The 10,930-nt window shown below is 64.1% G+C and carries 8 protein-coding genes; 3 read left to right on the top strand and 5 right to left on the bottom strand.

Annotated features, from left to right (window positions below):
* The first annotated feature begins 345 nt into the window (after positions 1-345).
* A complete protein-coding gene (locus tag AC0L3A_RS17230; RefSeq protein ID WP_007598980.1) occupies positions 346-1,782 on the top strand; it encodes an MBOAT family O-acyltransferase in 1,437 nt (478 codons plus the stop codon).
* Positions 1,782-2,894 (top strand): hypothetical protein, encoded by a 1,113-nt coding sequence (locus tag AC0L3A_RS17225; protein WP_354127118.1) that lies wholly within the window; start codon positions 1,782-1,784, stop codon positions 2,892-2,894. Before AC0L3A_RS17230 ends, AC0L3A_RS17225 begins: the two co-directional genes overlap by 1 nt.
* A gap of 108 nt (positions 2,895-3,002) precedes the next feature.
* On the opposite strand, the gene AC0L3A_RS17220 is transcribed toward AC0L3A_RS17225, so the two are convergent.
* The 3 genes from AC0L3A_RS17220 to AC0L3A_RS17210 form a co-directional block, all read right to left on the bottom strand.
* The gene (locus AC0L3A_RS17220) at positions 3,003-4,190 is read right to left on the bottom strand and encodes a pyridoxal-phosphate-dependent aminotransferase family protein (protein WP_007598984.1); all 1,188 of its coding nucleotides are present in this window, start codon (positions 4,188-4,190) and stop codon (positions 3,003-3,005) included.
* Positions 4,191-4,297: 107 nt separating this feature from the next.
* Positions 4,298-5,038 carry a thermonuclease family protein gene (locus AC0L3A_RS17215; protein ID WP_035995378.1) on the bottom strand — a complete coding sequence of 247 codons (741 nt, stop codon included), beginning with the start codon at positions 5,036-5,038 and terminating at the stop codon, positions 4,298-4,300.
* Between the two features lie 213 nt (positions 5,039-5,251).
* The gene (locus tag AC0L3A_RS17210) at positions 5,252-6,979 is read right to left on the bottom strand and encodes a hypothetical protein (protein ID WP_007598995.1); all 1,728 of its coding nucleotides are present in this window, start codon (positions 6,977-6,979) and stop codon (positions 5,252-5,254) included.
* 425 nt (positions 6,980-7,404) lie between these two features.
* Here AC0L3A_RS17210 and AC0L3A_RS17205 point away from each other — a divergent pair, with 425 nt between their 5' ends.
* Positions 7,405-8,253, top strand: a complete 849-nt coding sequence (locus tag AC0L3A_RS17205; protein WP_007598997.1) for a caspase family protein — start codon at positions 7,405-7,407, stop codon at positions 8,251-8,253.
* A gap of 252 nt (positions 8,254-8,505) precedes the next feature.
* Here AC0L3A_RS17205 and AC0L3A_RS17200 read toward each other — a convergent pair whose 3' ends face one another.
* On the bottom strand, positions 8,506-9,393 hold the full coding sequence (locus AC0L3A_RS17200) for an efflux RND transporter periplasmic adaptor subunit (RefSeq protein WP_007598998.1): 888 nt from the start codon (positions 9,391-9,393) through the stop codon (positions 8,506-8,508).
* Between the two features lie 324 nt (positions 9,394-9,717).
* Positions 9,718-10,842 carry a lactonase family protein gene (locus AC0L3A_RS17195; protein WP_219683376.1) on the bottom strand — a complete coding sequence of 375 codons (1,125 nt, stop codon included), beginning with the start codon at positions 10,840-10,842 and terminating at the stop codon, positions 9,718-9,720.
* Positions 10,843-10,930 lie beyond the last annotated feature (88 nt).

Here is a 10,930-nt window from a genome sequence, read left to right as displayed (position 1 = left end):
GCTTGTGTCACTCGATCCTCATCATGTCACGTTCGCGCGCGGCTTCTTCTTCACCGCGCCCCGCTTGCGGGGAGAGGTCGGATTGCATCGAAGATGCAATCCGAGTGAGGGGGGCTCTCCGCGAGTCTCGCTGTCACCGTCCTCGTGGAGACTCCCCCTCACCCCAACCCTCTCCCCGCAGGCGGGGAGAGGGAGAAGATGCGTCCTGCCTTATATCGTCCCGATTCCACGAATTGCCAGCGCCACTGCGCCAAGGACTGCGCCAGAATAGCGTCAAGTCGCCGGGTTGTTGATCGGTCCCTTCTATGCTTTAGGCTTCCTAATCCCCGCCGCCGGTCCAGCCTGATGCTGTTCAATTCCTACCCGTTCATCCTGCTGTTCCTGCCGGCCGCGCTGGCAGGCTATTTCCGGCTCGGGCGGCGCAGCAATCTGGCCCCGGTGATCTGGTTGGCGGCGGCCTCGCTCACTTTTTATGCCATCGGCAATTGGCAGTTCGTAGCCCTGTTGCTGATATCGATCGCCTTCAACTATGGCATAGGCCATCTCCTCATCGTAGCGAAGCTTGCTCGGTCGCAGCGAAAGGCCGCCCTTGCCCTCGGCGTCGCCGGCGATCTCCTCGTGCTTGGCATCTTCAAATATGCCGGCTTCGTCGCCGAAAACGTCAATGCACTGGCCGGCACGCATTTTGCGGTCCACATCCTGCTGCCGGTCGGCATCTCCTTCTACACCTTCACCCAGATCGCGTTCCTGGTCGATGCCTGGCGCGGGCAGGTGGCGGCCTACGCGCTGCCGCACTACGCGCTCTTCGTGACATACTTTCCGCATCTGATCGCGGGGCCAATCCTTCACCACAAGGACATGATTCCGCAATTCGAGCGGGAGGAAACCAAGCATCCGCATGGGCATCTGATCCTGTGCGGCCTCATCATCTTCGCGATCGGCCTGTTCAAGAAGACGTGCCTCGCCGACGGAATCCAGCCGCTGGTCGCGCTCGCCTTCGATGCGCGCGCGCCGAGTTTTGATCAGGCCTGGCTTGGCTCGCTCGCCTACACCTTCCAGCTCTATTTCGACTTCTCGGGCTATTCGGACATGGCGATCGGGATATCGCTGATGTTCGGCATCTTCCTGCCGGTCAATTTCAACTCGCCCTACAAGGCCACCAGCATCGTCGAGTTCTGGCGACGCTGGCACATGACGCTGTCGCACTTCCTGCGCGACTATCTCTACATTCCGCTCGGGGGCAACCGTCGCGGCCGCGTGCTGCGCTACGTCAATTTGATGCTCACGATGCTGCTCGGCGGGCTCTGGCATGGCGCGGCCTGGACGTTTGTCATTTGGGGCGCGCTGCACGGCGCCTATCTCTGTATCAATCACGCCTTCAACGCGCGGGTGCCGAATGTTCCGAAATTGCTCGCGCGCCCAGCTCGCGTCGCCGGGGCCGTGCTGACCTTTCTCGCCGTCGTTGTCGCCTGGGTCTTCTTCCGGGCCGAGCGGGTCGATTGGGCCATGCGGATTCTGAATGCGATGGCCGATCCGGCGAATATCGTGTTCGGCCGCGAGGAGATTGCGGCGTCGGTGATGGTCGCAATTTATGCCGCGCTGGTGTGGCTGGCGCCGAACACGCAAGGAATCATGGGGTACGACCACGCCAATCGCAGGGTCGGTGGCGGCCTGATAGCCGGACGGATGCAGCCGCTGGTCCTCTATGGTGCGTCGCTGGTGCTTGCGTTCGGGGTTTTGGGTATCCAGAGCCACAGTGAATTCATCTATTTCCGGTTCTGATGCAAGGCGCGTTCACACATCCAGGGCGTCTTCTCCTCGCGAGCATCGCGTGCGTGCTGGGCGCGGCTGCGCTCACCTATGTCATCGATCCCTTGCAGCTGTTTCGCCCCTCGCGCCTCGTCGCGCCGTTCTATTCCGATGACACGCGCGTGCAGAATGCCGGGCTGATCCGCAGCCAGTTGTTCGACGCCGCCTTCATGGGCACCTCGCTCGCGATCCATTTCCGCCAGAGCGACATCGATCATGCGCTTGGCGTGCACTCGCTCAAGCTGGCGATGACCGGCTCCAATTCGCGCCAGCAGGGTTTTGTGCTCGAGCAGGCCATCGACCGCGGCGCAAAACGCGTGATCTGGGCGATGGACGATTTCATCTTTGTCGATGCGGCCGACATCGAGACCGATCCTTATCTCTCTGCCGATCTCTATCGCGGGACGGCAAAGGGCATCGCGTCCTACCTGTTCAGCGCGGCGATGGCGAAGGAATCCCTGTTTGCGTTGCTGCGGTCGGTTCCGCCGCTGCGGCAGCCGCTGACCCGGGCCGCGCCTTATCTGCCCGTCAAGTTTGCGTTGGCCGACGTCGACGACATCTATGCGCTGCCGCGCGATATCGACGTCGCGCGCGCCTATAATGCGAAAAGGACGCTCGCGGCCTTCGCCTATATCACCGATCCCGTACGCAGCCGCTTTCTCGGTGAAGGCTATCGTTACGATGCCATGATAACGCATTTCGAACGCGACGCCGTCGGCCTGATCGCGCGCCATCCGGACGTGACCTTCGACATCTACTTCCCGCCCTATTCGATCCTGCAATTCGTCGCGATGCGCGACGCTTCGCCTGCGACGCTGAAGATCGTCACCGACCTCACCGCCGTCATTGCGCAGCGCCTGACGCAGCTTCCCAATGTGCGCCTGTACGATTTCCGGGCGATCAAGGACGTGACGCATAACCTCGACAATTACGGCGACGTCATCCACCATTCGCCGATCGTCGATGCGAAGGTGCTGTCGTGGCTGGCGCGTGGGGAATATCGGGTGGATCCGAAGGCGCCGCTTGCCTCGCTGGAGGAACTGAAGGCGCAGGTCGAGGCGTATCGGATCCCGCCGCTGCCGTAGCCCGCATGAGCGAAGCGACATGCGGGGACTCACGCAAGAATCCCGGGTGTCGCTCCGCTCACCCGGGCTACAAGATTGCTCCCCCAAGGGGAGAAGGAAAAAAGACGCTTACGCCGCCACCTCTTCGCCGAGATACGCAACCGCCGCTTCGAGCCCGCCCTTGCCGTGCGGGATCTTCAGCGCGTTCAGCCCGACCTCGATCACCCCCAACGTGCCGAGCAGCATCGGGGCGTTGACGTGGCCCATATGGGCGATGCGGAAGGCTTGTCCCGAGAGATCGCCGATGCCGGTGCCGAGCACGACGCCGCACTTCTCCTTGCAATAGCGTTGCAGGATTGCGGGATCATGGCCGTTGCTCATGGTCACTGTGGTCACGGTGTTGGAGCGTTCGCTGGCTTCCGCGATGTTGAAGCCGAGCACCTGGCCTTCCGACCATGCGCCGACCGCGCGGCGCGCGGCTTCGCCGAGCAGGCTGTGGCGGCGGAAGGCGTTCTCCAGCCCTTCCTCGTGCAAGAGGTCGATCGCCTGGCGCAGCGCGAACAGCAGATGAACCGGCGCGGTGCCGGCATATTTGCGATAATGCTCGCTGCCTTCGCGCTCGCTCCAGCTCCAATAGGGTGTCGCCATATTGGCCTTCTTGTGGACCTCGAGCGCACGCGCATTGGCCGTGACGAAGCCGAGGCCGGGCGGCGTCATCAGGCCCTTCTGCGAGCCCGACATCGCAACGTCGATGCCCCATTTGTCCATCTCGAACGGCATGCAGCCGAGTGAGGCGACAGTGTCGACCATGTACAGCGCCGGATGACCGCTCGCCTTGATCGCCTTGCCGATCGCCTCGATGTCGTTCTGCACGCCTGAGGCGGTGTCGACCTGGACGACGACGACGGCCTTGATGGTGTGCTCCTTGTCGCGGCGCAGGCGCTCCTCGACTTCGTGCGGCCGCACCGCGCGGCGCCAGTCACCCTTGAGCACCTCCACCTCGGCACCCATCAGCGCCGCGGCATGGCCCCAGCCGATCGCGAACCGCCCGCTTTCGAGCACCAGCACCTTGTCGCCGCGCGACAGCACGTTGCTCAATGCTGCTTCCCAGGCGCCGTGACCGTTGGCGATGTAGATGTAGGACTTGCCCTTGGTGGCAAACAGTTTCGAGATGTCGCTGAGCAGGCTCTCGGTCAGATCGGTCATCTGCTTGGAGTAGATGTCGATCGCCGGACGATGCATCGCCCGCAGCACCTCGTCGGGCATATTGGTGGGCCCGGGGATGGCCAGAAATTCCCGGCCCGCGCGAACGGTCATTGCTGTTGGTCCTTGTTGCCTGAGAACAGGATGGTGGGTCGCTGATTCACACTTTTACGCGGCGCTGCGGTGCAAGAAAAGGCCGGAAAACGCAGGTCTGACGTGGGTTATCTCTTAGTCTCGCGGCAGCCCGCATCTTCGGCTTCCTCCACCGAGCAGAACCAGCGCGTGCCCTTGCTGATCTTCATCTTGATCTGCGCATACCAGCGGCTGGTCGGCCGGTGATAGATGCACTCGCCGGCGGTGTTGACGTTGCCCTTGATGGTGCAGTCCGGCGAGGGCGCGACGGGCCCCGAGGCCGAAGCGAGCAGGATCGCATGCGCGCCGTCGGGCGGCTTGGTGGCGCCGAGGATGGTGGTCTTCTTGTTGCGCACGCGCCAGTCCCAGGGCGCGATGAAGGCGCCCTGCCACATCCCGGCCTTGGCCTCCCGCGCGGCCTTCTCGTCCGCCTCATAGTCGTGCGACATGCGGGTGTAGGCCAGCGCCCAGCCTGCGCGCACCAGCCATTTCTGGATATCCTCGCCGCCGACATCGCAACGCGCCACGGTGCGGCCGCGCCGGTCGATCGACCTCGCATGGCAGACCCAGTTCTTGCCGTCGACATATTTGGCGAGCTCGTCGCGGGCCGCGATGCCGCAGGTCCAGCGCTCGCCCTTGTTGTTGAGGCAGAGCTGGTCGACCGCGGGCGCGTCGATGCCGCCGAGCCTGATCCGCGTGTTGCCGATCGCCACCGCGTCGCCGGCGCGGACCTTTGCGGTGCCGGTGATGTCGGCGGCCTCAGCCTGCGACGCCAGGCCGGGCAAGGACAAGGCGAGCAATGACAGCGCAATCAGGAATTTTCGCAACATGCCGGTCCGCGTGTGATGAAAATTGCGATAGACCTCGCAATTGTGGTCGGCTTTTGTCCGCCCGGCCAGCATATGCCTGGCACTTGGGCTTTCAACTTCCCGTCATCGAGCGAAGTTTTGTAGGGTGGGTTAGCCGAAGGCGTAACCCCACCTCTTTCGTCTCCACGGCGGCAGAAGTGGTGGGTTACGCTTCGCTAATCCACCCTACGAAACCTATCCCCGCGTCATCGCCCGCTTGGCCACCGCCAGCGCCATCAGCACGAACGCCGACGTCACCTCCGGACCGCCGACCAAAATCCGCGTCGGCGTCTTCATCTTGTTCCATTCATAGGCACGGAACGGGCCGCGGCGGCCGCCTTCGCCGAGGCTCGCGACGATCACGTTCAGCGCCGGCGCAAAGGCGCGCGGGTCCGCACCGAGATGGCCGAGCGCGATCAGCGCGAGCGCTGCGTCGAACACGTTCATCTCGGCGGCCATCAGCTCGCCCTTGACGTAAGACAGCACGCGGTGGCGGATGAAATCGAAATCGCCGTCGGGATCGATGATCGCCTGCGCCGCCAGCGGCAGCGCCAGGAAGGCGGCATAACAGCGGCCGAAATAGGCGCTGTAGAGCTCCGGCAGATAATAGATGTGCGAGCGCGGATTGGCGAAGGCGCCGCTCGCCGCCAGCCGCTTCTGGAAGCCGATGATGCGATGCACGGTGGCGAGCCGCGCCGGCGTCTCCAATACTTTCCAGCGCGCGAGGTTGCGAAAGCTGACCTCGAGAATGTCGAGATTGAGCGTCGGATCGAGATCGTTGCCATAGGGCCGCTCGCCCTTGAGATTGTCGATCCAGGTCGCAACCCCGCCCTCATAGTCGATATTGTCGTTGATCGGCACGGTCACGCGCGGCTCGTTGACGCCGGCGCGCACCTGATAGCCTGCATAGAAATCCAGCAGCGGCTGGTCGAGGATCGGATCGGTGCAGCCGGCCTGCGTCGCCGCGGAGATCGAGCACGCCGTGGTGTCGCAATCCGGCACGTAGACGCCGAAACCGAGGTCCTGCTTGATCTGGGCGAAATAGCGTGAGAAGCGCGGATGCGGCGCCGGCGCGAGCGCGGTGATGACGTTGAACCGCGCCCCGTCGATGCCCTCGACCTCTTCGCGGCTGATGTTGACGCAGAAATCGACCATGTCGGCAACCGCGCGCTTCGCCGCCGTCATCTCGGTAGGCGAGGCGAGACCGCTCTCGACATAGCCGAGCAGCGCCTCGATGAAGAACGCGTCGTAATAGGCCGAGCGGTGGCGGATCTGCACCGGCTCCCACATCGGTTCGGCAACCCCTCGCCAGGGCGGATTGACGACAGCGCGCGCCGGCGATCGCGCGATGAAGACACGGGCGAGGTTGAACAGCAGCGAGGAGTTCTTGTAGCCGCGCGCGTTGAGACCCGAGAGCGCGATGGTCAGCTCGCGGCCGCGGAAATCGGGGTCGCCGATCAGGTTGAACGCAGCGTAGGTCGGCAGAAAGCCATTCTTGCGGTACGAGCCCAGCAGATGCTGCGCGCAGTCGCGGATCACGCCGTCGATCTGCGATTGTTGCGGCATGGCGCCGGTGAACATGGCCGGCGGCGGCTTGGGATGATCCAGCGCGATGCTGTCGACGAGGTCGGCAACGGGCTGGCCGACCGCCGCCCAATCGGGCTCGGCCTCGTCGCGGGCGCGCACCAGCGCGTGGCGCAGCCGGGCCAGTTTGCCTTCATCGCGCAGTTCGGGCAGACCGGCCCGGCGGAGCAGCACCCGCAATGCGGGATTGCCGAGGGCGGTCTTGTAGAACTTGGCCAGATGCGGATCGCCGCTGGCCGCAACGGACAATACGGGATCGCAGACGTCGTAAAGCGAGGGGCCGTCCTTCCGCGCCGTCAGCGCCCGGCAGGTGGCGCCGGCAAAATATTGAAAGCTCATGAAATACCTGGTCGCGGGAATTTGGCCGAGGGCGCCGGCCGGCACGCTCCCAGCCGCGTGCCACCCCCTGCAAGTCGTTGAAAAAGCTACCCGGATTCGCAGGAAATACAAATGTGATGACAGTCACAGAAAAAGCCGGCACGAAGCCTGCCTAATCAGGCTCCGGAAGGCTACGGGGACGCAAAAAAATCACACTTTTGGCGGTGCAAATTAGCGCGTACTTCCAGTGACTTAGCTCAAATTTTCGGCGATCTATTGCGGGGGAGGCGATATCCGGTTAAGGCTTTGTTTGGTGCGGCGCCGCAAATTGCGCGCAATTCGGGGGCACACCCCGGCCAATCCCTCAAACCCAAAGACGCTATCGCGCTACTCAAACAGTGTGCGCGTGCTTGGCTGGTCTTTGGCAGTGACAGGAATGACGCGAGATGAATGTAACGCAGCTCGACATTTCCCGACGCACGATCGCGCTGGCCGCAGCCCTCATCGGCACGGTCTCGCTCGTGATCGGCGCCCATGCTGCCCTGAACATGCGGGCGCTCGATGCCGCCAAGGCCGTCTCGACCGACCAGGTCACCGGCTCGATCGGCCAGGCCTCGCGTCTCGCCCTCGTCATCGGCAATGGGCACTACCCCGACGCCAATGCGCCGCTGACGCAGTCGATCAACGACGCCCGCGCGCTGTCTTCGTCGCTGCGCAAGAACGGGTTTGACGTCGACATGGTGGAAGACGCGACCAAGGACGACATGGTCCGCGCCGTCAATCGCCTGAAGTCCCGGATCAAGCGCGACACCGTCGTCATGCTGTTCTTCGGCGGCTACGGCGTGCAGGCCGGCCGCGAGAGCTACATGCTGCCGGTCGATGCCGTGATCTGGAAGGAAAACGATGTCCGTCGTCAGGGCGTCTCCATCGAAGGCGTGCTCGACATGATGAAGGAGCAGGGCGCCAAGGCCAAGCTCGTCGTGGTCGACGCCTCCCGCCGCAATCCCTATGAGCGCCGCTTCCGCTCCTACAGCCACGGCCTCGCGCCGATCAGCGCGACGGACAATGCGCTGATCCTCTCCTCGGCTTCGCCCGGCAAGGTCGTCGACGACGGCAAGGGCGAGCACAGCGTGCTTGTCAGCGAGTTCCTCAACAACCTCAATGCCCAGGGCAGCGCCGAGAGCGTCTTCAACAAGACCCGCCTCGCCATCTCCCGCGCCAGCGAAGGCGACCAGGTCCCGTCCGTCTCCTCCTCGCTGCTTGAGGACGTCCATTTCGGCGAAGCCGGCGGCTAGTTTTTCTTAGGTCTTGTAGGGTGGGCAAAGGCGCAACGCGCCGTGCCCACCATCTCTCCAACATTTCGATAGAAGACGCGCTCTATAGAAGACGTGGGCACGCTTCGCTTTGCACACCCTACGATGTGCGTGTTTAACGCACATCTGCCTCTCCATCGTCATTGCGAGCGGAGCGAAGCAATCCAGAATCTTCCCGCGGAAAGATTCTGGATTGCTTCGTCGCTTTGCTTCTCGCAATGACGATTGTGGCGATTACTTCGCCGCTTCCGCAGCCATCACCGTGCGCACCGGATCGCCTTCGCGCAGCAGCGCGCCGGCGCGGGCCACGACGATATCGCCTTCGTTGAGGCCGTCGCGGATCTCGATATTGCCGCCCGACATCAGTCCGACCTCGACGCGCTTGGTCTCGACGCGGTTGCGGCGGATCACCTGCACGACGGTGCCGGCGGAGGAATACTGCACCGATGTCAGCGGCACCGCGACGTTGCAGCTCTGGCCCGACTTGATCAGCGCGCGGCCGCTCGCATTCAGCAACAGCCGCTTCTGCGAGGAAATGCCGATATAGACCATGCCTTGCTGGATGTTCGGCTCGACCGTCGGGCCGATGCGGCGCACCTTGCCGTCGATATCGCCCGCGCCGGCGATGCGCACGGTCGCCACCTGGTTGACCGCGAGCTTGCGCATATCGCTGGTCGCGACGAGGGCGACGAGATCGTACTCGCTGCGCGCCACGATCGTGAACAGCGCCTCGCCCTTGGCGGAGGCGAGGTTGCCGATCTGCGCGGTCGACGTCGCGATCACGCCTGCCACGGGGGCGGTGATCTGAAGTGTGCCGCCCTCGGGCAGCGCCAGCCGCGCCAGCACCTGGCCTGCGGTGATGGTGTCGCCGGCTTCCGCCAGCACCTCCGTCACCTTCAGGCCGGGCCGCTCCGGCCGCACCGAGCTTGCCTCGCGCGCGAGGATGGTGCCGGTGCCCTCGACGATGTCGGAGAAACAGGATTTTGCGACCTTCAGCACCGTGACCGCCGGCCCCTTGGGCGCGTCGTCATCGGCGGCGGCAGCGGGCTGGGCCGACAGCAACAGCAGTCCGGTGAGCGCAACGAGATGTCTGGAAACAGAACGCGCAGGCAATGAACGCATGGGTCATTCCGGTTGGGGCCTTGACGGCCTTATCGTTAGCAGAAGCGATCGCTGCGAGCCAAGGGCACATCAGGGCCGGCCGAATGAGAATGCCGCAGCAGCACGGGCGGCGCGATGCCGCCCGTTGATTTAGTCTTCGGGACCGGCGCCAAGGTTCGCTGTCTTCCACTGTCCCTGCGGCCATCCTTCGAGACGCCCGCCTGCGGCGGGCCCTCAGGATGAGGTCATGCTTCGCGGCGGGATGTCAGACCCTCATGGTGAGGAGCCCGCCAAAGCGGGCGTCTCGCACCATGCAGGCCGAACTCATCCCGCAGCGGAGCAATCTCACGGCAGGCTCAAGAACTCCACCCAGTTCGGCTTCTTGCCGGTGGCATAGGACTTCAGCTTGGCGAGCGCGCCGCTGCTCTGGTCGATGGCATAGACCGTCATGCTGTCGGAGAGCTCGCCGACTGCGGCGAGGTAGCGCCCGCTGGGATCGATGTGAAAGCCGCGCGGCTGCTTCTCGGTCGGCACGCTGCCGATGGTGGTCAGCTTGCCGGTGGTTGCATCGACCTTGTAGGCGGTGAGCGTGCTGGTGGTACGCTCGGAGGCGTACAGGAAACGGCCGTCGGGGGTAATGTGGATGTCGGCGGCCCAGGGCTTTCCGGTAAATCCTTCCGGCAGCGCGCTGGTGCGCTGGATCTCGTCCCATGCGCCGCCCTTGGCCTCATAGGCGAACGCCGCGACGTCGCCGTTCAGCTCGTGGAGGAGATAGACGAACTTGCCGTTGGGGTGGAACACGAAATGCCGCGGCCCCGATTTCTCTGGCACCTTGTGAGCCGGCGGATCGCTCGGCGTGAGCGTGCCGGTCGTGGCGTCGAACGCGAAGGCAAGAATCTGGTCGGAGCCGAGATTGGTCGCGAACGCGAAGCGGTTGTCGGGCGAGGGCAGGAAGGCGTGCGCGTTCAGTCCGGTCGGGATCACCTGCTTCGGCTCGCCCGCGACGCGGTTGGCGAGCAGCGGATTCAGTGCGACCTTGTTGCCGCCATAGGAGGCGCTGAACAGGAATTTGCCGCCGCGGTCGATGGCGATATTGGCCATGCTGTCGGCGAGCGGGCCGTTGCCGATATGGCTGAGCTGGCCCGTCTTGGGATCGATCGCAAAGCTCACCGCAACGAACGGCTGCGAGCGGACACCGGCGATCAGCACGCGATGATCGGGCGTGATCGCGAGCGGCGTCGAGGAGCCGGGCTTTTCGACGCCGGTGAAGGCGGCCTTCTGCACGGGCGTCATCTCGCCGCTCTCGGCCATTTTGAACACGCTGATGTCGTTACTGTCGGCATTGCCGACATAGGCGAAGGTCTCGGCCATGCCGGCGCGGACTCCAGAAATGAGAGTGAGGAAAGCAAGCGTGGTGGCGATCGCGGCGCGGGGTACGCCGGATCTGATGCGTCGGGTCGGTCTCAGCATGGGGTCCCTCCTGGATGCCGGTGCGGCATTTGTCGTTTTGCCGGGAGGATAGCGGCAGCCGCCCCGCCGCACCAAATTCCAATTGGGA

This window comes from Bradyrhizobium sp. MI1.3, assembly GCF_055811695.1.
The sequence above is the reverse complement of the archived record's forward strand: the minus strand, read 5'-3'. Positions and strand labels throughout refer to the sequence as shown.